Consider the following 21,457-nt stretch of genomic DNA (forward strand, 5'->3'; position numbering starts at 1 on the left):
CTTTTTAACCCGTTTTAACCTTGCCGCGCGCCCCTGATTCGCGTAAAACTGTCCACCGCTCTTAGGCCACGAAACTGACTAAATTATGTTCCAGGATAACCCGCTGCTCGCGCAGCTGAAAGAGAAGCTTCACGCGCAGACTCCGCGCGCCGAAGGCGTTGTGAAAGGCACAGAAAAAGGCTTTGGCTTCCTTGAAGTTGATGCTCAGAAAAGCTACTTCATTCCGCCACCGCAAATGAAGAAAGTGATGCACGGCGATCGTATCACCGCGGTGATCCACACCGATAAAGATCGTGAAAGTGCAGAGCCGGATACCCTGATTGAGCCGTTTCTGACGCGCTTCGTCGGCCGGGTGCAGAAAAAAGACGATCGTCTCGCCATCGTGCCGGATCATCCGCTGCTCAAAGATGCCATTCAGTGTCGCGCCGTGCGCGGTCTGACGCACGATTTTCAGAACGGTGACTGGGCTGTGGCTGAAATGCGTCGCCACCCGCTAAAAGGCGATCGCGGCTTTTATGCTGAGCTGACTGAATTTATCGTTACCGCAGACGACCACCTGGCGCCGTGGTGGGTCACGCTGTCGCGCCATAACCTGGAGCGCGAAGCGCCAGAGAGTGAGTGCGGCGGGATGCTGGATGAGCAGCTGACGCGTGAAGATCTCACCGCACTGAACTTTGTCACCATCGACAGCGCCAGTACGCAGGATATGGACGATGCGCTCTATGCGGAAGCGCAGGCGGATGGCAGCCTGCTGCTGACTATCGCTATTGCCGATCCTACCGCTTACGTAGCGGAAGGCAGCGAGCTTGATAAGCTGGCCGCCCGGCGCGCGTTTACCAACTACCTTCCCGGCTTTAACATTCCTATGCTGCCGCGCGAGCTCTCCGATAATATCTGCTCGCTGCGCCCGCATGAGAAACGTCCGGTGCTCGCCTGCCGGGTGACGGTCCAGCCGGATGGCGCACTCGCTGACGACGTGCACTTTTTTGCAGCCTGGATTGAATCCAAAGCCAAACTGGTTTACGACAACGTCTCAGACTGGCTGGAAAACAGCGGCAGCTGGCAGCCGGAAAGTGAGGCGATTGCTGAGCAGATCCGTCTGCTGCATCGTCTCTGCCTGGCGCGCAGTGAATGGCGTCAGACCCATGCGCTGGTATTCAAAGATCGCCCCGATTTCCGCTTCCTGCTGGGAGAGAAAGGCGAAGTGCTGGATATTATCGCTGAACATCGTCGTATCGCTAACCGCATGGTTGAAGAGGCGATGATTCTGGCCAACATCTGCGCGGCGAACGTGCTGCAGAAAAAACTGGGTTTTGGCATCTACAACCTGCACACCGGCTTCGATCTGGCCAACGCTGAACAGGTAGCCGGCGTGCTGGCTGGTCACGGCATTACCGTCGATCCGCAGGCCATTACGACACTGGAAGGGTTCCGTCAGATGCGTCGCGAACTCGACGCGCAGCCGACTCAGTATCTCGACAGCCGCATTCGCCGTTTCCAGAGCTTTGCTGAGATTGGCACCGAACCCGGCCCGCACTTTGGTCTGGGTCTGGATGCCTATGCGACGTGGACCTCACCGATCCGTAAGTTTGGCGATATGATCAACCATCGCCTGCTGAAAGCTATTGTGCGCGGTGAGAGCATTGCCCGTCCGCAGAGTGACGTTACGGTTATTATGGGTGAGCGTCGTCGCCTTAACCGGATGGCTGAGCGCAATGTGGGTGACTGGCTTTATGCGCGTTTCCTGACGCCTTTCGCCGGCAGCGAGCGCAAATTCAGCGCCGAGATCATTGATGTATCGCGCGGCGGTATGCGCGTACGCCTGCAGGAGAATGGTGCGGTGGCCTTTATTCCGGCGCCGTTTATTCATGCGGTACGCGATGAGCTGGTCTGCTCGCAGGAGAGCGGCACGGTGCAGGTTCAAGGTGAAGTGGTGTATCGCGTCACCGATATTATTGATGTCACCATCGCCGAAGTGCGCATGGAGACCCGCAGCGTGGTTGCCCGCCCGGCAGCCTGACGGCGCTCATAGTGCGGGATAACAGATGTTATCCCGCCTCTTCTTTTCTGCTCTGCTTTAAAATTTGTATCGCGCTTCACACTTCTGCTTTTACTACCTTTCGTTAACATTTTTTTACCTTACTTTTAACTCGTTGTATTTCGCTTGCCTGTTTTTCCGGCCTCTACAAGGAGTTAACTCATGAACAACGTCAAAACCGGCATCGTCTGGTTAGCAGTGGCGTTAATCGGTGCTGGCGCATTTGCCATGCTTGCGCTCAGTCGCGGCGAACATGTCAATGCGGTCTGGCTGGTTATTGCATCGGTCGCCTGCTACAGCATCGCCTACCGTTTCTATAGCCTGTTTATCGCCTGCCGCATCTTCGAACTTGACGACCGCCGCCGTACGCCGGCAGAGCGCCTCAGCGATGGTCTGGATTATGTTCCGACCAACAAATGGGTGCTGTTTGGTCACCACTTTGCCGCCATCGCCGGTGCAGGACCGCTGGTCGGACCAATTCTGGCCGCACAGATGGGCTTTCTGCCGGGCACTATCTGGATCCTGGTGGGTGTGATGCTCGCCGGCGCGGTGCAGGACTTCCTGATCCTGTTTATCTCTACCCGCCGTGACGGGCGCTCGCTGGGTGAAATGGCGCGCCAGGAGCTGGGCTCTTTTGCCGGCGTGGTGACGATGCTCGGTGCGCTCGGCGTGATGATCATTATTCTCTCTGCGCTGGCGCTGGTGGTGGTTAAAGCACTCGCTAACAGCCCGTGGGGACTCTTCACCATCGCAGCCACTATTCCTATCGCGCTGTTTATGGGCGTCTATATGCGCTTTCTGCGCCCGGGAAAAATTGCTGAGGTTTCCCTTATCGGTTTTGTACTGATGATGGCAGCAATTATCTATGGAGGCGATGTGGCCGCCGATCCTTACTGGGGTCCCTTCTTTACCCTTAAAGGCACAGAGCTGACGTGGGTGCTGGTGATCTACGGTTTCGTCGCCTCTTCGCTGCCGGTCTGGCTGCTGCTGGCACCGCGCGACTACCTCTCCACCTTCCTGAAGATTGGCGTTATTGTCGGGCTGGCGATAGGTATTCTGTTTGCTATGCCAGAGCTGAAAATGCCGGCGGTCACAAAATTCATTGATGGCACCGGCCCGGTCTTCTCCGGTGCGCTCTTCCCGTTTTTGTTTATCACGATTGCCTGCGGGGCTATCTCCGGGTTTCACGCGCTGGTCTCCAGCGGCACCACGCCTAAACTGGTAGAGCGCGAAAGCCATATCCGGTTTATCGGTTACGGCGCCATGCTGATGGAGTCGTTCGTGGCTATTATGGCGCTGATCTGCGCCTCGGTACTGGATCCGGGCGTCTACTTCGCGATGAACTCCCCGGCTGCGCTGATTGGAACCACCGTCGAGAACGCGTCGCAGGTGATTAATGGCTGGGGCTTTGTTGTCACGCCGGAGATGCTGAGTGGCATTGCACGTGATGTCGGTGAAAGTACGGTACTCTCACGCGCCGGTGGTGCACCTACCTTCGCCGTGGGTATGGCACACATCATCACCGAGGTATTCAACAGTCGCGCGATGATGGCGTTCTGGTATCACTTTGCCATTCTGTTTGAGGCCTTATTTATCCTGACCGCCGTGGATGCCGGCACCCGCGCCTGCCGTTTTATGGTGCAGGACTTAGTGGGTACCGTGGTTCCGGCAATGGGCAGCAACCGCTCCTGGCTGGGGAATATGGCCGGCACCACCGTTGCCGTCGCGGGCTGGGGCTTTTTTGTCTACCAGGGAGTGGTCGATCCGCTGGGCGGGATCAATACGCTGTGGCCGCTGTTCGGCATTGGTAACCAGATGCTCGCGTCGATGGCGCTGATCCTCGGCACAGTGGTGCTGTTTAAGATGAAAAAACAGCGTTACGCGTGGGTCACTATTCTCCCTACCGCATGGTTGTTTATTACCTCGATGACCGCGGGCTGGCAGAAGATTTTCCATGAAAAACCCGCCATCGGCTTTCTGGCTCAGGCGCGCAAATTTCAGCAGGGCATCGACAATGGCATCGTGATCGCCCCGGCCAAAAGCGTGGCGGATATGCAGACCATTATCTTCAGCAATCAGATCAACGCGGCGCTGTGCGGCTTCTTTATGTTGGTTGCAGTCACTATGCTGGTTGCCGCCTTCTTTGTTATTCGTCGTGCGCTCCGCAGCACCGCACCGACCGTGCGCGAAGCAGAGGTTTCACTGCGTAAGGAGGTACGCCATGTCTGAGTCCATCTATCGCTGGACGCCTCCCGGCGCAGGCTGGCAGATAAAGCGCTGCTTACTGATAGTGAGTGCCGCTGATACCCCGCCGCTCTCCCGCTGGCAGCAAATCTGGCGCGGGTTGCAGCAGAGCTTTCGTTTAATGGTTGGCGTGCACGATTATCAAACTTATCTGAAGCATATGCGCCTCCATCATCCTGAAACGCCGCCTATGGATGAGCGCACTTTTCACCGGCACTGTCTCAATGCCCGCTTTCCGAGCCAGGCCGGAAACCCCGGCAGATGTCCCTGCTGATAATGATAAGCCCCGTTTTCGGGGCTTTTTCGTGCCATTCTTTAATAAAAACAAAAATATATTCGGTTTGCATCTTGTGCTTACGCAGGAGGTTGAATACTGTTGCTAAAATAATGAGATAGAGTCCCAGAGACATGGCCGGAGGAAGTTTAAATGACCGATGAACAGGGGCAAACCTTGCTGTATGCCTTGTTTGGCACCACCAGCCCCCATTGGCGGTTAACCTCTGACAGTGACGCACTGCATTTTGCCGAAGATGAAAATGCCAATACTAACCTGGCCGTTTCGCTTACGCCGGCACAGGCCAGTCTGTTACGGGCGATGACGGTGATCACCTCCAGCATTAATCTTACTCTGCCGCTGCACGGAACCCCGGTGCCAATGCATTTTGTCGGACGTAAAGTGAACCAGTCTACCTGGGCCGGCACCGCCTCCGCATGGGGTGATACCTCATCGGTTGCCCGCGATCTGACCCAGGGACTCTCTTTCGCCGAACAGGTGGTATCTGAAGCTAACTCGGTTATCGTTATTCTCGACCAGCGCGGTAACATTCAGCGCTTTAATCGTTTAAGTGAAGAGTATACCGGCCTGAAAGAGCAGGAAGTTATCGGTCGTAACGTCTTTCAGCTATTTATGACCCGGCAGGAGGCGCAGGCTTCACGCCGTAACATCACCGGTTTTTTCCGCGACGGAAATTCGTATGAAGTTGAGCGCTGGGTCAAAACCAAAAAGGGTCAGCGACTGTTTCTGTTCCGTAATAAGTTTGTTCACAGCGGCAGCGGGAAAAATGAAATTTTCCTCATCTGTTCCGGTACGGATATCACCGAAGAGCGACGGGCACAGGAGCGGCTTCGGGTACTGGCAAATACCGATACGGTCACGGGTTTGCCTAATCGTAACGCTATTCATCAGCAAATTAGCCTGGCACTGGAGCTGGCGAACGGCTCTCAGACCGGCGTGGTCTACCTCGATCTCGACAATTTTAAAAAGGTAAATGACGCTTACGGTCATATGTTCGGCGATCAGCTGCTGCAGGCGGTATCGCTGGCTATCCTCAGCTGCCTGGGCAAAGATCAGACGCTGGCGCGTCTTGGCGGTGATGAATTTGTGGTGCTGGCTGAGCATACCAGTCAGGCTGCGCTGGAGGCGATGTCGTCGCGCATCCTTGAGCGGCTGCGGCAGCCCTTTCGCATCGGGCTTATTGAGGTTTACAGCGGCTGCTCTATCGGGATCTCACTGGCTCCCCTGCATGGCGAAGATCGCGAAAGCCTGATCCGCAATGCGGATACGGCCATGTACCATGCCAAAGAAAACGGCCGCGGTAAGTTCTGCATCTTTACCAGCGAAATGAACAAACGGGTCTTTGAATACCTCTGGCTCGATACCAACCTGCGTAAAGCGCTGGAGCAGGATCATCTGGTGGTCTATTACCAGCCTAAAGTCGATCGCGACGGCGAGGTGCGCAGCGCCGAAGCGCTGGTACGCTGGAACTCCCCGGAACGCGGCATGGTTTCGCCCGGCGACTTTATCCCCTATGCCGAAGAGTCGGGTCTGATTGTCCCGCTGGGCCGCTGGGTCATGCTTAATGTGCTGCAGCAGATTATAAAATGGCGCAGTGAAGGCATTTTTCTGCGCGTCGCCGTCAACGTCTCCGCGAAACAGCTTATCGATCAGAGCATCTACAGCGATCTGAAAAATGCGCTGAGCGAAGCGGGGCTGACCGAATCTCCGATTGATATTGAATTAACCGAAAGCTGCCTGATTGAGAATGAAGCGGGTGCGCTTAAGCTCATGAAACAGTTTCAGGAGCTTGGGGCGCAGGTACATCTTGATGACTTTGGCACCGGCTACTCTTCCCTTTCTCAGCTGGCACGGGTACCCATTGATGCCATCAAGCTGGATCAGAGTTTTGTCCGGGATATCAACAAACAACCGGTTTCGCAATCTTTAGTGCGCGCGATTGTAGCGGTTGCCAAAGCCCTTGAGCTGCAGGTGATTGCAGAGGGTATTGAAACCAAAGCGGAAGAGAAATTTGTTCTCACTAACGGTGTGGATGGGCGCCAGGGCTATTTTTACGCCAAACCAATGCCCGCAGAACAGCTCGGGCATTGGCTGAAGCATCCTGCCCGTGCTTAACGCTGCGCGGAAGTGTTATCCGGCTTTACGTAATGAAGCACTGTGGCGATTTTGCAACTGCACCAGGCGCTCCATATAGGCGATATCCTTGGGTTCAAGCGTAAAGGCATAATCTACCCAGTCCTCCGTAATATCCATCAGTTCAGCACGTGACAGCTGCAGTACGCGCTGGCGCGCTTTCAGCATGGCACGCACGCCATTCAGCTTAGGCCGTAAGGTATCGATAAAGGTGCGCGTCGCGCGGTACGCTTCACCCGGCTGGAACACTTTATCGACCAGGCCGCGCGTCTCATACCACTCCGCACTGTGCGACTCCCCTTCACAGATCAGCTCTTCTGCCAGCTTCATACCGGAACGACGCGCGACCAGCGAATAGCCGCCCATTCCCGGGAACAGATTGAACGCAATCTCCGGGAAACCCAGACGCGCGCTGTTCTGTGCCAGAATGAAATGGTGCGCCAGCGCGGCCTCAAAGCCTCCGCCCAGAGCACTGCCTTCAATCATCGCCAGCGTTACCGCGCCGGTATCAAACCCGCGTGCCGCCGAGTGAATGCAGTCGACGCAGGCCCGGGCATAGGCACGCAGCGCTTCGCGACGGTTGTTGCGAATGCACTCAACAAAAAAGCGCAGATCGCCACCGGCGTTGAACATCTGTGGAACTAAAGAGCCGGTTACCCAGAAATCGATCGGCAGTCCGGAGCGCTGAGCCGTGTAGCTCAGGTTCATGATCTCCTCGATTAATTCATGGTTGAAGCTTGGGCGTGGCTGAGCCCGCAACATCATCCACATGGTGCGACGCCCTTCCTCGTAGTAAGCAACAAGTTGGGTAGTCTGTCCCGCTTCGGTAAACAGGCGGCAGGTTGGTTGGTTAATAACGGTCATAGTCTCATCCTCTAATATTTATGTGATGCGTTTAACGCCACATCAGCGTAATGCAGAGTGAGGCCAGACCAAATGAGAGATTGATTTATAAAGCAAAATCCAGAAGTATCCCTGAACAGGGAGGTGAAAAATCATTAGCACCATTTCATGATATAGCTGAGCGAAAGCCAGAGTACATGAGATCGCCTAACGCGTTGTGATTAAAGACGATTTAGCGCACTGTACGTGAGTGAATTACGCATCATTAGCCAGGAATTTACTGATGCGGCGATAATAAAAAAGCGCCCGCAGGCGCCTGAGGCAGAAAGAAGAGCCTTATTGCCCATACCACGCATTTTTACCGTGCTTACGCAGGTAGTGCAGATCCAGCAGATTTTGCGAAATGGGCGGGAGTTCAGCTCGCAGCTGTTCGGTATGCAGCGCCATATAAGCGACCTCCTCCAGGACCACCGCACTGTGTACTGCCGCTGCCGCATCGCTGCCCCACGCAAAGGGCCCGTGAGAGTTAACCAGCGCTGCGGGAATGGCGGCAGGCTGAATATTACGATGGGCAAAAGTTTCAATGATGACCTGTCCGGTATTCCACTCATACTCCTGCTCGATCTCCATACGCAGCATGGCGCGGGTGCAGGGAATCGTGCCGTAGAAATCATCCGCGTGGGTCGTGCCCCAGGCGGGTATATCGCGTCCTGCCTGTGCCCAGATGGTTGCATGCCGCGAGTGCGTATGAACAATACCGCCAATATCGGGCCAGGCCTGATAGAGCGCACGATGCGTGGCCGTATCAGATGAGGGGCGCAGCGCGCCTTCTATCACCGCACCACTCTGCAGATCTACTACCACCATGTCATCCCGCTGCATCTTTTCATATCGCACCCCTGAAGGTTTAATCACCAGCACGCCCTGCTCTCTGTCAATGGCGCTGACGTTGCCCCAGGTGAACGTGACCAGGTTATAGCGTGGTAAATCGAGATTCGCTTCCAGTACCTGCTGCTTTAGCGCTTCCAGCATCATTGTTCTCCACCAGTCTGTGATAGAGAGATTGTGCGCAGGGAGGGGATTGGATGTTATGGAAAGAATGGCTGAATGCTCAGTGGAAAGTCGCTGTCTTGTCATAAATGCGGCGCAGATTCAGCGTTGTCTGTCTGACGACCGCTCTGCAGTGTTTACTATTAAACAGGACCATTCGGTTTCAGGATATTTACTCTGGCAGACAGCATAAACCCTGCGGCCTGGCCCAATTTTTCCATGCGGGAATAAAGAACTTTGCCGTCGTGCATCTATACTTATTGCTGTTGCCTCTGAGCCAATCATCAAGGAGATATCTATGACTACAACAGTGAAACGTGTATCCGTTGCCGTGCTGGCAGCAACATTAGTTGTTGCGCTGAGCGGCTGTTCAAACTGGTCTAAACGCGATCGCAACACGGCAATTGGTGCCGGTGCCGGTGCTATTGGTGGTTCAGTCCTGACCAACGGCAGTGGCCTGGGCACCGTGGGCGGCGCGGCGGTGGGCGGTATTATCGGCCATCAAATCGACCGTTAATTTTTTGCAGGCTACACAGCAGACACTCTTTTGTCCGGGCCACGCTGCGTGGCCCGCTTTCATTAACCGCCCGCCAGCTTAACCTTCATGCCTTTGGCTTCGAGCAGCGTTTTGAGCAGGTCACGTTTATCCCCCTGAATCTCAATCACCCCCTCTTTTACCGAACCACCGCAGCCGCATTTTTTTTTAAGTTCTGCGGCCAGAGTAGCCAGCGCGCTGTCGTCCAGATCGATACCGGTAATCAGACAGACGCCCTTGCCTTTGCGTCCGCTGGTCTGACGCTGAATGCGTACAATACCGTCGCCGCGCGGTCGCTGTGGCTTCTCCTCTGCCGGCACAATACGTCCGCTGTCGGTGGAGTAAACCAGTGGATTGTCCTGCGCCATTACGCCTCCTGTAACGATGTAATAATCTGCTGCAGCGTGGCAGCGGGATCGGCTGACTGCGTAACCGGGCGTCCGATAACCATATAATCAACCCCGGCCTGCTTCGCCTGCAGGGGCGTCATAATACGGCGCTGATCGCCCGCGTCGCTGCCTGCCGGTCGGATACCGGGCGTGACCAGCGCAAACTCGCTGCCGAACGCCTGTTTAAATGCGACCGCTTCATGCGCTGAGCAGACGACGCCATCCAGGCCACACTGTTGCGTGAGGCGCGCCAGCCGCTCTGCCTGTTGCGCCGGTGACAGGGTGATGCCCAGTCCGCGCAAATCCTCTTCATCCATGCTGGTCAGCACGGTCACAGCAATCAGCAGCGGTGCATCTTTTCCAAAAGGCAGCAGCGCCTCGCGTGCAGCCTGCATCATACGTGCTCCCCCGCTGGCGTGCACGTTCACCATCCAGACGCCCAGTTCTGCGGCAGCGGCTACGGCATGTGCGGTGGTGTTAGGGATATCGTGAAATTTCAGATCGAGAAAGAGATCGAATCCGCGTGCCTGCAATGTCCGGACCACTGACGGACCAAACAGCGTGAACATCTCTTTACCTACTTTGAGGCGACACTGAGCAGGATCAATACGGTCCACAAACCGCAGTGCGTCATCCAGATTACTGTAGTCGAGCGCCACCAGGATGGGTGAAGGGGTTACAGACATAACGTTTCCTCATAAGCAGGCACAGGGGCAACAAACGGCCTGCATTCTACCTGCCATGCTGCGGCAGAACAATCTTACGGCCGGGATACGTGGCCTGTCGGGCCATATCCTGGTGCCTGATGAGCGTTAATACTGTTATTACTAAAGTACGTTGTAACTATTTAGGCGTTTTTTTTAAATTACCGCTACTGCCCGTCGAGACCTCTGATCGGCTTTATTGAAGACCATGCCCGGCAGGATGGGCAGTGCCAGTAAAGTGCGTAGGCGGTAAAACCACATTTATGGCAACGATAGCGCGGTTTGGTGCGAATCTGTTCACCGACCATATCGCGCAGAACCATCAGACTCTCTTTTGCCCGGCCATCTTCCGCTTCATGGAGGTGAAAGTCCATCAGCCGGTGGAAGACACGCATCGTCGGATGACGCTGCAGCTGGCGATTTATATAGAGCTGCGCCGCTTCCGGTCCCTGCTGCTGCTCCAGAATATCTGACAAATAGAGCTCAGCGGCGGCACCGGTATTCTCATCGGTACAGCGCTGCAGATAACTGGTCCATACCTCTGGCTGTGCCAGCCGCTGATAGCAGGTTTCCAGCATCGGCAGCGTTTCGCTGACCAGCTCTTTATCCTGATCCAGCACCCGCTGCAGGCGCTGTGCTGCTTTCGCATACTCCCCCTGCTCCATCAGAATGCGCCCCATCATAATGGAAACGCGCGCGCTCTGATGATCGGCCGATTCACCTTTTTTCAGCAGCGACATTGCGCGATCGAGATCGTCACTGCTCATTGCCTGCAGCGCCAGCTCACAATAGAAGTGCGCAATTTCGCCTTTCTGCTTCTCTTTTCCCAGCTTTACCAGCTTCTCAGCAACGTCGATCGCTTTCTGCCAGTCGCTGGTCGCCTGATGAATCAGCAACAGCTGCTGCAGAGCGGCAATGCGAAAATCGGTTTCATCCGTTAGCTGGCTGAACATATCTTCTGCGCGATCGTAGAGGCCCGCCGCCATATAGTCGCGTCCAAGCTGCTGAATCGCCAGCAGTCGCTGGTCATAGGTAAGCGAGGCGCTTTCCATCAGGGACTGATGAATACGTATAGCGCGATCCACCTCGCCGCGTGAGCGAAACAGATTACCGAGCGTCAGGTGCGCCTCAACCGTACCGCTGTCTTCTTTCAGCATATCGAGAAACAGATCGACAGCTTTATCCTGCTGATTTGAAAGCAAAAAGTTTACCCCGGCCACATACTCCCGTGACAGGCGGTTCGCTTCCTGTTGCTTATTCTGGTACGCGCTGCGTCGTCCCATATACCAGCCGTAGGCCGCTGCGACCGGGAGAAGCAGAAACAGCAATTCATGCATTGAACATTAATCCCGACGACCTGTAGTCGATACGGTGGTGGCTGCCGAAGCGTGTTCGTTTTGCGCCTGCATACGCTTCAGTTTACGCTGAGCATGTGCCAGTGAAACGCGGATGCGTAACCAGAATAGTCCGCAGATTGCCCAGCCCAGTAAAAAACCAGCGCCAAACAGCACCGCAAGCAGCGTGGAGATACGAAATTCACCCTGCGCCAGCAGATAATTGAATGTCACCACCTGATCATTGTGAGCACCCAGCGTCACTGAAATGATGAAAATGACCAGTACCACCAGAAAAATCAGCAAATATTTCACAATGCGTCCTGTCGTAGAGTTTCCAATAGAGTATGCCAAAAAAGCGCGTACCGTGCTGCTTTCACGTTATCAGTTAGCTGGCTTTGCGCAAGCGTAATCAGCTATATGGGGCCGGTTCGGCTGATTACAATCCGTCGTCACGCGCTTTAACTTCGCGCTGTTCATCAGGCGGAAGCGTAAGCGGGCCGCAAAAGCGCTGCGCCAGCCAGGTCGCGACGGTCACCAGCAGCCAGGAGATAAGCGTTGCGACAACCAGGTCGCGCGGCCAGTGCATACCGAGCACCAGCCGGCTGCCCATAACCATAATGGCCCAGCTGAACAGCACCACCAGCGTCACCACCCGGCGACGCGGCCAGAGCAGGCCCATTGCCAGCAGCGCCCAGCTGGCAGCAAACATAGTATGGCCGGAAGGAAAAGCAAATCCTGTTTCGAATGCCCAGTGCTGCTTTAACCAGCGGGGAATTTGCGTATCGCTGGCCAGCAGCCCATTAACCATCTCGCCCCGCTGCTGCCGTTTCAGCTGATAAAATTCATCGTTGCTGATGCCATGCTGCTGCTCCAGCCAGACCACATAGGGTCGCGGTTCCTGCACCTGCTCTTTAATCCATGACTTTGTGTACTGCCCGGCCAGAATCGCGCCATTCATGATAATCAGCAGCAAGATAGCAGGCTTAAGGCGGAAGCGCAGACACCACAGCATCCAGGCGCTCAGCACGCTGCTGGTGATAATCCCCCACGGGCTGGTCACGGTTTCCGTCATCCAGAACAAAAAGCGCAGCACTCCCCCGCTTTCACCCGGCTGCCATTGCCAGCCCGACAGCCAGACACAGAGTGGCATCGCGATTAATAAGAAGGCACCCAGAGTCGTGCGCTGCACTATTTTCAACATACTTTGGCTTATCCTGCGGGTTATGATGCGTTTGCTGAATAACTTTAGCTGAAAAAAGAATAACATACCTAAAGCGGCTTGGATAATCGTGCTTTATCACTACAATCTTTCTGACTGATTAGCGGGGCTGCTTGTGGATATGGCACAATAGACACAGTTTTCGGGTCAGTCGGCCCGTGCGTTATCAAGATGATAGCGCATCCTCTGAAGGTTCTGGAGAATCACATGCAGCTTAAACGGGTAGCAGAAGCTAAACTGCCCACGCCATGGGGAGATTTCCTGATGGTAGGTTTTGAAGAACTGGCAACCGGCCACGATCATGTGGCGCTGGTTTACGGTGATATCAGCGATCATACGCCGGTGCTGGCGCGTGTCCACTCTGAGTGTCTGACCGGCGATGCGCTGTTCAGTCTGCGCTGCGACTGCGGCTTTCAGCTGGAAGCGGCGTTGACAGCCATTGCCGAAGAGGGTCGCGGTGTGCTGCTGTATCATCGTCAGGAAGGCCGTAATATCGGTTTACTGAACAAAATCCGCGCCTATGCGCTGCAGGATAAAGGCTATGACACCGTAGAGGCGAACCATCAGCTGGGCTTTGCCGCTGATGAGCGCGATTTCACCCTGTGCGCAGATATGTTCAAATTACTGGGTATCGATGAAGTGCGCCTGCTGACAAATAATCCGCGCAAGGTGGAGATCCTCAGCGAAGCGGGCATCAATATTGTCGAGCGTGTGCCGCTGGTCGTCGGGCGCAATCCAAAAAATGCCCACTATCTTGATACCAAAGCGGAAAAGATGGGGCATCTGCTGCCGAAATCCTGAGAGAAAAGAAGCCGGGCAAGCCCGGCTTTTTTTAGTTCAGCATATTGCGGATAACATAGTGCAGTATGCCGTCATTGCGGTAGTAAGTCAGTTCCGTTGCCGTATCGATACGGCAGCGTGCGGCCACCTGCTCCTGACTGCCGTCTGCGCGGATCAGGGTAACATTGACCGTGCAGCCAGGCGTCAGCTGCGCCAGGTCAGCAATATCTATCCGCTCCTCACCGGTTAACTGCAGCGTCTTACGGGTAACGCCCGCCGGGAACTCCAGCGGCAGGATCCCCATACCAATCAGGTTGGAACGATGGATACGCTCAAAAGATTCAGCGATTACGACACGTACTCCCTGCAGGCGCGGCCCTTTAGCAGCCCAGTCGCGGCTGGAACCTGAACCATACTCTTTCCCGGCCACCACGGCGAGCGGCACGCCCTCTTCTTTATATTTCATTGCGGCATCATAAATAGCCAGCGTCTCATTACCCGGAAAATGCCGGGTGTAGCCGCCTTCCGTACCAGGCACCATCTCATTGCGGATACGAATATTGGCAAAGGTACCGCGCATCATCACTTCATGGTTACCACGGCGCGACCCGTAGGAGTTAAAGTCGTTGCGCTCTATGCCTTTCGCCAGCAGATAGCGTCCCGCCGGGCTCTCAGCCTTGATACTTCCCGCAGGCGAAATGTGGTCAGTGGTGACTGAGTCACCCAGCATCGCCAGAATACGGGCGCCGCGAATATCCTCAACCGGCTTTGGCGTTTTCTCCATGTCATCAAAGAAAGGCGAAAGGCGGATATAGGTCGACCCTTCATCCCAGTCGTAGGTTGCTGCTTCGCTTACGGAGATTTGCTGCCAGTCCGGCGTCCCGTCAAACACTTCCGCATACTCTTTGCGGAACATGCTGCTGTTAACCAGCTGCACCGAGGCGGCGATCTCTTCCGGTGATGGCCAGATATCTTTGAGATAAACATCTTTGCCGGTCTGATCCTGACCGATGGGCTCGCTCTGCAGATTGATGTTCATATTACCGGCCAGCGCATAGGCCACTACCAGCGGGGGTGAAGCCAGCCAGTTAGTTTTGATCAGCGGATGAATACGGCCTTCAAAATTACGGTTCCCGGAGAGCACGGCGCCAACGGTCAGATCGCCCTCTTTTATAACGCTTTCGATCTCATCCGGCAGCGGCCCTGAGTTACCAATACAGGTCGTACAGCCATACCCCACCAGGTTGAAACCGAGTTTGTCCAGATAAGGCGTGAGACGGGCTGTAGCCAGATAGTCTGATACCACTTTGGATCCGGGAGCCAGGGAAGCTTTTACCCACGGCTGGCGCTTCAGCCCGCGCTCAACCGCTTTCTTAGCCAGCAGGCCGGCGGCCATCAGCACGCTGGGGTTTGACGTATTGGTACAGGAGGTAATCGCGGCGATAACCACCGCACCATCATCAAGCTGATGCGACTGGCGGGTTTCACTGTCGCGGTAACTGACCGCTTTATGCGGCTTTTGTGCGTGGTTGATTTCCAGCTCATTACTGGCGGCAAATGCGGCGGGCACATCACCCAGCGCCACCCGATCCTGCGGGCGCTTAGGTCCTGCGATACTCGATTCGACATCAGCCATATCCAGCGCCAGCGTGCTGGTAAAAATCGGCTCGTCGCCCGCATTTCGCCACAGGCCCTGCTGCTTCGCATACGCTTCCGTCAATTTAACCTGCTGCTCATCGCGCCCGGTCAGCGTCATATAGCTAAGAGTAACTTCATCTATCGGGAAGAAACCGCAGGTGGCACCATACTCGGGCGCCATATTAGCGATCGTTGCGCGATCGGCCAGCGGCAGATCGGCCAGTCCGTCACCGTAGAATTCGACAAATTTGCCGACAACGCCATGCTTACGCAGCATCTGAGTAACGGTCAGCACCAGATCGGTCGCGGTAATGCCCGGACGCAGTTTGCCGGTCAGCTTAAAGCCAACCACATCGGGAATAAGCATTGAAACCGGCTGACCCAGCATAGCTGCTTCCGCTTCGATGCCGCCAACCCCCCAGCCCAGCACGCCCAGCGCATTGATCATTGTGGTATGCGAGTCTGTACCCACCAGCGTATCGGGCCAGGCAACGTTTTTACCCTCCAGCTCTTCATGCCAGACGGATTTACCAAGATATTCCAGATTAACCTGATGACAGATGCCGGTACCCGGCGGCACCACGCGGAACCGGTTAAACGCTTTCTGTCCCCAACGCAGGAAAACATAGCGCTCGTGGTTGCGCTCCATCTCCAGCCTGACGTTTTCGCCAAAGGCGTCATCGTTACCGAAGCGATCAACGGTTACGGAGTGGTCAATAACCAGATCCACCGGAGACAAAGGATTAACTTTTGCCACATCTCCGCCCAGACGTGCGACTGCTTCGCGCATAGCGGCAAGATCAACCACAGCGGGTACGCCGGTAAAATCCTGCATCAGCACGCGCGCCGGACGATATGCAATCTCCCGGTCAGCGTGCGCGGTTTGCTGCCAGTCTGCCAGCGCCTGAATATCTTCAAGGGTAACAGACTCGCCATCCTGCCAGCGCAGCAGGTTTTCCAGCAGCACTTTCATCGATTTCGGTAAGCGATCAATGTTGCCGGTATGCTGTGCGGCTTTAGCCAGACTGTAATAATGATAGGTATGTGTCCCGACCGCCAGCGTATCCTGACTTTGCTCGCGTAATGTTAACGACATGTCTCCTCCTTTAATTCCTTAGGCTAAACCTCAGAGAGTGCAAGGTTTAGCTTAAAGATAGACCACATTTTCGTTAACGTTTTGATAACAACACTGAAAGGCACAGGGTGCCACAAACAAAAATGCCCCGACCTGAGTCGGGGCATTTCCATGAATTCGGTGATAAGAAGCGTCGGTTACATAAGAGCCCAGGCTGCCGCTGCCCAGAAGGCAAATGAGAAAGCATAAACGCTAAGCCATGAAAAAGTGGTTGTATTCATTCGTCACTCCTTCCCGGTTCTCGGGCTAAATTTTCTATAATCTTCAGTAATCTACTGTCGACGCTTTTTTGCAGTGTAAGGTCATGGGCTTTTTGCTGGCCCACCGGAATAACCGGAAAAAATCAAAGCAACATCAGATGCTAAAAATAAGTGCAACAACAATTATTTGAGTTTTGGATCCATAAAAGATTCGATAAAGCTGCGCTGCTTGTCACTCAGATCCCAGGAAGCAGGAATCGCTACAGACTGCTCAGCAGCAGGAGCTTCTTTTGCTTTGCACGCAGGTGTATTTGGCTGCCGTGCAGTGACCGGATATTTACGACTGAGTGAGTTTGCCCACATGGCTTAGCCCCATAAACGCCAAATCATCAATGCCACCACTACCCAGAACAGCGCTGAAGCAGCGAAGACAGCCAACCAGGCTTTGCGACGGGTGTTACCGGTACGCTGAACCTTGGTGCTCTTAGCCCGGAAGTCGGGTTGTACAGTTATTCTCGTAGCCATAGTTTTTGATAATCACTCTCAACAAAACGATTGATAACAACGATTAAGATTTAGGATGAATCCTAAACTTCTTAAGTCCAAAAATCCAGTTATTTTTATTGAGCACAACGATTAACGCTATTAATCAAAGCTTCGAAAACTGATTAGCCTTATTGAAACACAGACCTCATAACTTATAAAAAAATGACGAAAGCAATTTGGGTTAAACGACAATTAGTACCGGTTTAAATTTGAGTTAAATAAGAAACCTCAGTAATAAAGCCCTTCTTCATCAGGTGTTAACTGGAGTATGGGAATAATCCTGGCAGTGTGCAAAGAAGTGAGCCGAAAAATGTGTACTGTTTCTCAATTAATTAATAACAATGAAAAAACCTGTGATGCATGTTTTATTTACAGAAAAATGTCAGCTTTTGTTGAACTACTGATGGCGCTAAGAGAGGGGAAACCTGAAGGTGCCCACTGGACACCCCGGCAAATTCATGATTTAGCGAATTATTTGAAAGGGAGTTTGATATCGCGGAACATCGCTTCGATGTCGTCGTTAGAACGCAGAGCAACAGCGGTGTCTACCACATCGCGCGTAAGATGCGGTGCAAAACGCTGAATAAAATCATACATATAGCTGCGCAGGAAAGTGCTGCGGCGGAAGCCTATTTTGGTCGTACTATTGGTGAAAATCTCTGAAGCTTCAATGCGAACCAGATCCGGATCGGCTACCGGGTCAACCGCCATACTCGCAATCACACCTACGCCTAAGCCAAGCCGTACATAAGTTTTGATTACATCTGCATCGGTTGCGGTAAACACGATACGCGGGGTCAGCCCTGCACGATTAAACGCGGTATCAAGCTCGGAGCGACCGGTAAAGCCAAAGGTGTAGGTTACCAGCGGAAAATCGGCCAGCTCCTCTATAGTCACGTTGTCTTTGCCTGCCAGCGGATGATCGGGCGTTACCACAATCGCACGATTCCAGTGGTAACAGGGCAGCATGATGAGATCGTCGTAGAGGTGCAGGGCTTCAGTAGCAATGGCGAAGTCAGCGTTGCCTTTGGATACCGCTTCAGCAATCTGCGTAGGGGAGCCCTGATGCATATGCAGTGAAACGCGGGGATAACGCTCGATGAACCCTTTGATTACGCCCGGCAGCGCATAGCGCGCCTGCGTATGCGTGGTGGCGACATAAAGCGATCCCTTGTCAGGCCAGGTGTGTTCGCCCGCTACAGATTTAATTGCATCAACTTTTGATAATACTTCACGCGCTATGCGGATAATCTCTTCGCCAGCTGGCGTAACCTGCGTCAGGTGTTTGCCGCTGCGGGCGAATATCTGCACCCCCAGCTCATCTTCAAGCATGCGTACCTGTTTGCTGATGCCAGGCTGTGAAGTATAGAGACCTTCAGCGGTCGAGGAGACGTTGAGATTGTGATTGACCACTTCCACGATATAGCGCAACTGCTGCAGTTTCATAGTTATATCTTCCCGTTAGCGACTCACGTGCGTGCCGGCAGCCGCCCATAATGCAGATGTGAGGAACAGAGCGAATTGAGAATAGAAAAACTATAACAACTATATCAGTTTTTAACAGAATAAAGAACGTTAGGTTATAAGGCGGGGAAAGTAAACGGGGCTGGCAGATGCCAGCCCCGGAGAGTTATTTTTTTGCTTCCTGCCATTTGCCGTCAATATAGAACATTGACCAGCCGGTGGCTTTACCCTCTTTTTCAGACGAAACGTACTGCTGTTTTGTCTTGCGACTAAAACGCACCAGAGTTTTATTTCCTTCCGGATCGGCTGCCGGTGCCTCTGCCAGATATTTAAGCTTTTCCGGCAGACGGTCAGCGAAGCGCTTCAGCTCTTCCACCAGCGGCGCACGGGTCTCGCGCGATTTCGGGAACGTGTTAGCCGCAAGGAAAACGCCGGCTGCTCCGTCACGCAGTACAAAATAGGCGTCTGACTTCTCGCACGGCAGCTCAGGCAGCGGCACCGGATCCTCTTTCGGCGGCGCGACTTCGCCATTGCGCAGGATTTTACGGGTGTTTTTACACTCTTCGTTGGTACACGCCATGTACTTGCCAAAGCGGCCCATCTTAAGGTGCATTTCCGACCCGCATTTTTCGCACTCTACTATTGGGCCGTCATAGCCCTTGATGCGAAACTCGCCCTGCTCAATTTCATAGCCATCGCACTCCGGGTTGTTACCACAGACGTGCAGCTTGCGGCTGTTATCAATCAGATAGCTGTCCATGGCGGTGCCGCACTTAACGCAGCGGCGACGGGCACGTAACGCGTTGGTTTCCGCGTCGTCACCCTCCAGCACGTTCAGCACTTCGTTTTCCGGGATCAGATTGATAGTCTGCTTGCAGCGCTCTTTTGGCGGCAGGGCGTAGCCCGAACAGCCGAGAAATACGCCGGTACTGGCCGTACGAATGCCCATTTTGCGACCGCAGGTCGGGCAGTCGATTGAGGTCAGCACCATCTGATTCGGCTGCATGCCGCCCTCTTCCGGATCTTTTTCAGCCTGCTCCAGCTGCTGGCTGAAATCACTGAAGAAGGAGTCGAGCACGCCTTTCCACTGCGCCTGATTGTTGGCTACCTGATCGAGACTGTTTTCCATATGAGCGGTGAAATCATAATTCATCAGCTCACGGAAATTTTCTTCCAGCCGATCGGTGACAATCTCACCCATCTTCTCAGCGTAAAAACGACGGTTTTCAACGCGTACGTAGCCACGATCCTGGATAGTGGAAATAATAGACGCGTAGGTTGACGGACGGCCAATACCGCGCTTCTCCAGCTCGCGCACCAGCGAAGCTTCGCTGAATCGCGCCGGAGGTTTGGTAAAGTGCTGGCTCGGCTGCAGCGCGGTAAGATCCAGTATTTCCCCTACCGCTACTGGCGGCAGCGTTCTGTCTTCATCGTTTTTACGCAGCGCCGGCATAACGCGCGTCCAGCCATCAAAACGCAGCGTGCGGCCTTTTGCCTTGAGCCTGAAGTCAGCTGCGCCGACGGTCAGCGTGGTGGAGTCATATTTAGCCGGAACCATCTGACACGCCACAAACTGGCGCCAGATGAGCTGGTAAAGTTTTTGCGCATCCGCTTCCATATCTTTCAGCTGCTCAGCGCTTACGTTGACATCTGACGGTCGGATCGCTTCGTGCGCTTCCTGCGAATTATCTTTGCTGGTATAGGTCACCGGCGCATCCGGCAGGTATTTTTTGCCAAACTCGCTGGCGACATAGTCGCGCGCCATGGTCACTGCATCCTGGCTCAGGTTTGTGGAGTCAGTACGCATGTAGGTAATGTGGCCCGCTTCATAAAGCCGCTGCGCCATCATCATGGTTTTCTTCACGCCAAAGCCGAGACGTGTGCTCGCAGCCTGCTGCAGCGTTGAGGTGATAAAAGGTGCAGAAGGTTTGCTGCTGGTCGGTTTATCTTCGCGATCCAGCACTTCATAACGCGCTTTTTCCAGGATCGCGACCGCCGCGTGCGTCTGCTCGCGGTTAACCGGACGAAACGCTTTATCGCCCTGATGCGTCACCTGCATCGCCAGCGCATCGCCTTTTGGCGTCGCAAAATCTGCGTCGATCTCCCAGTACTCTTCCGGCACAAACGCTTTGATTTCGCGCTCGCGCTCAACCACCAGACGTACCGCTACCGACTGAACGCGTCCGGCAGAGAGACCGCGGGCGATCTTTTTCCACAGCAGAGGCGAAACCATATATCCCACAACGCGGTCCATAAAACGCCGCGCCTGCTGGGCATTAACCCGCTCGATATTCAGCTCACCCGGCTTCTCAAACGCCTGGCGAATCGCATTTTTGGTGATTTCATTAAACACCACCCGGCTGAAACGCTTGTCGTCGCCACCAATGACTTCACGCAGATGCCAGGCAATGGCTTCTCCTTCGCGGTCAAGGTCGGTTGCGAGGTAGATATGATCGGCATCAGCGGCCAGGCTCTTGAGTTCAGATACGACCTTCTCTTTGCCTGGCAGGATCTGATAATCAGCTTCCCAGCCATGCCACGGATCAACACCCATTCGGTTGACCAGCGCTGCCTTTTCATCTTTTTTAACTTTTTTCCCGGTTTTTGCCTTCTCACCGTCAGTACTTTTACGGGTCGTTGAACCACTGGTCGGCAAATCGCGGATATGACCGACGCTGGATTTCACCACGTAGTCATTACCGAGGTATTTATTGATTGTTTTGGCCTTTGCCGGGGACTCAACGATAACGAGTGCTTTACCCATATGTACCTTTACCTGATTGAAACGTCCTGATAAACGGGAGAGGATTAATGCCCCAAAACCCAGTGGGTTTAATATTGCTGCCAGCAATCTGATTTTCAAGCTGGCGGGGACTGCCACTATTCAGTTTAAAAACGGCGTGCGCA

General features: G+C 54.2%; 18 protein-coding genes. 6 read left to right on the forward strand and 12 right to left on the reverse strand.

The annotated features are described in order from the left end of the window. Nucleotides 1-85 precede the first annotated feature (85 nt). From AC2CF9_RS02720 to pdeR, 4 genes are all read left to right on the forward strand, one after another. Complete coding sequence (locus AC2CF9_RS02720; protein ID WP_484556209.1) at nucleotides 86-2,020, forward strand: exoribonuclease II; 1,935 nt, start codon at nucleotides 86-88, stop codon at nucleotides 2,018-2,020. A 180-nt stretch (nucleotides 2,021-2,200) separates the two neighbouring features. Further along, nucleotides 2,201-4,267 (forward strand): carbon starvation CstA family protein, encoded by a 2,067-nt coding sequence (locus tag AC2CF9_RS02725; RefSeq protein WP_484556210.1) that lies wholly within the window; start codon nucleotides 2,201-2,203, stop codon nucleotides 4,265-4,267. Then, entirely contained in the window at nucleotides 4,260-4,556 is a 297-nt protein-coding gene (locus AC2CF9_RS02730; RefSeq protein ID WP_039384547.1) for a YbdD/YjiX family protein, read from the forward strand. Before AC2CF9_RS02725 ends, AC2CF9_RS02730 begins: the two co-directional genes overlap by 8 nt. 153 nt (nucleotides 4,557-4,709) lie before the next feature. Beyond that, nucleotides 4,710-6,692 (forward strand): cyclic di-GMP phosphodiesterase, encoded by a 1,983-nt coding sequence (gene pdeR / locus AC2CF9_RS02735; RefSeq protein ID WP_150016221.1) that lies wholly within the window; start codon nucleotides 4,710-4,712, stop codon nucleotides 6,690-6,692. Between the two features lie 15 nt (nucleotides 6,693-6,707). Here the strand turns inward: pdeR and AC2CF9_RS02740 are convergent, their stop codons facing one another. Next, complete coding sequence (locus AC2CF9_RS02740; protein ID WP_039384553.1) at nucleotides 6,708-7,574, reverse strand: crotonase/enoyl-CoA hydratase family protein; 867 nt, start codon at nucleotides 7,572-7,574, stop codon at nucleotides 6,708-6,710. A 315-nt stretch (nucleotides 7,575-7,889) separates the two neighbouring features. Then, nucleotides 7,890-8,585, reverse strand: a complete 696-nt coding sequence (gene araD, locus AC2CF9_RS02745) for an L-ribulose-5-phosphate 4-epimerase (protein WP_150016621.1) — start codon at nucleotides 8,583-8,585, stop codon at nucleotides 7,890-7,892. Nucleotides 8,586-8,901: 316 nt separating this feature from the next. Between araD and osmB the strand changes: the two genes are divergently transcribed. Then, the gene (osmB, locus tag AC2CF9_RS02750; RefSeq protein ID WP_039384556.1) at nucleotides 8,902-9,120 is read left to right on the forward strand and encodes an osmotically-inducible lipoprotein OsmB; all 219 of its coding nucleotides are present in this window, start codon (nucleotides 8,902-8,904) and stop codon (nucleotides 9,118-9,120) included. A 62-nt stretch (nucleotides 9,121-9,182) separates the two neighbouring features. On the opposite strand, the gene yciH is transcribed toward osmB, so the two are convergent. From yciH to pgpB, 5 genes are all read right to left on the reverse strand, one after another. Beyond that, nucleotides 9,183-9,506 (reverse strand): stress response translation initiation inhibitor YciH, encoded by a 324-nt coding sequence (yciH, locus tag AC2CF9_RS02755; RefSeq protein WP_484556211.1) that lies wholly within the window; start codon nucleotides 9,504-9,506, stop codon nucleotides 9,183-9,185. After that, a complete protein-coding gene (gene pyrF / locus AC2CF9_RS02760; RefSeq protein ID WP_145339046.1) occupies nucleotides 9,506-10,213 on the reverse strand; it encodes an orotidine-5'-phosphate decarboxylase in 708 nt (235 codons plus the stop codon). The genes yciH and pyrF overlap by 1 nt, the downstream gene beginning before the upstream one ends. A 185-nt stretch (nucleotides 10,214-10,398) precedes the next feature. Then, nucleotides 10,399-11,568 (reverse strand): lipopolysaccharide assembly protein LapB, encoded by a 1,170-nt coding sequence (lapB, locus tag AC2CF9_RS02765; RefSeq protein ID WP_484556212.1) that lies wholly within the window; start codon nucleotides 11,566-11,568, stop codon nucleotides 10,399-10,401. Nucleotides 11,569-11,574: 6 nt separating this feature from the next. Next, nucleotides 11,575-11,880: a LapA family protein gene (locus tag AC2CF9_RS02770; RefSeq protein WP_039384565.1), complete on the reverse strand. Its 306-nt coding sequence runs from the start codon at nucleotides 11,878-11,880 to the stop codon at nucleotides 11,575-11,577. Nucleotides 11,881-12,004: 124 nt separating this feature from the next. Next, complete coding sequence (pgpB, locus tag AC2CF9_RS02775; RefSeq protein ID WP_150016225.1) at nucleotides 12,005-12,769, reverse strand: phosphatidylglycerophosphatase B; 765 nt, start codon at nucleotides 12,767-12,769, stop codon at nucleotides 12,005-12,007. Between the two features lie 225 nt (nucleotides 12,770-12,994). On the opposite strand from pgpB, the gene ribA reads away from it, so the two are divergent. Next, the gene (ribA, locus tag AC2CF9_RS02780; RefSeq protein WP_150016226.1) at nucleotides 12,995-13,588 is read left to right on the forward strand and encodes a GTP cyclohydrolase II; all 594 of its coding nucleotides are present in this window, start codon (nucleotides 12,995-12,997) and stop codon (nucleotides 13,586-13,588) included. Between the two features lie 31 nt (nucleotides 13,589-13,619). On the opposite strand, the gene acnA is transcribed toward ribA, so the two are convergent. From acnA to topA, 5 genes are all read right to left on the reverse strand, one after another. Further along, a complete protein-coding gene (acnA, locus tag AC2CF9_RS02785) occupies nucleotides 13,620-16,301 on the reverse strand; it encodes an aconitate hydratase AcnA (protein ID WP_150016227.1) in 2,682 nt (893 codons plus the stop codon). A 422-nt stretch (nucleotides 16,302-16,723) separates the two neighbouring features. Beyond that, on the reverse strand, nucleotides 16,724-16,903 hold the full coding sequence (locus AC2CF9_RS02790) for a hypothetical protein (protein WP_039384574.1): 180 nt from the start codon (nucleotides 16,901-16,903) through the stop codon (nucleotides 16,724-16,726). A gap of 3 nt (nucleotides 16,904-16,906) precedes the next feature. Further along, the gene (locus AC2CF9_RS02795) at nucleotides 16,907-17,065 is read right to left on the reverse strand and encodes a YmiA family putative membrane protein (protein WP_071668859.1); all 159 of its coding nucleotides are present in this window, start codon (nucleotides 17,063-17,065) and stop codon (nucleotides 16,907-16,909) included. A 492-nt stretch (nucleotides 17,066-17,557) separates the two neighbouring features. Continuing rightward, complete coding sequence (cysB, locus tag AC2CF9_RS02800; RefSeq protein WP_039384577.1) at nucleotides 17,558-18,532, reverse strand: HTH-type transcriptional regulator CysB; 975 nt, start codon at nucleotides 18,530-18,532, stop codon at nucleotides 17,558-17,560. Between the two features lie 184 nt (nucleotides 18,533-18,716). Next, nucleotides 18,717-21,314 (reverse strand): type I DNA topoisomerase, encoded by a 2,598-nt coding sequence (topA, locus tag AC2CF9_RS02805; protein ID WP_150016228.1) that lies wholly within the window; start codon nucleotides 21,312-21,314, stop codon nucleotides 18,717-18,719. Nucleotides 21,315-21,457 lie beyond the last annotated feature (143 nt).

It is taken from the genome of Pantoea sp. SYBGC1 (assembly GCF_057197005.1).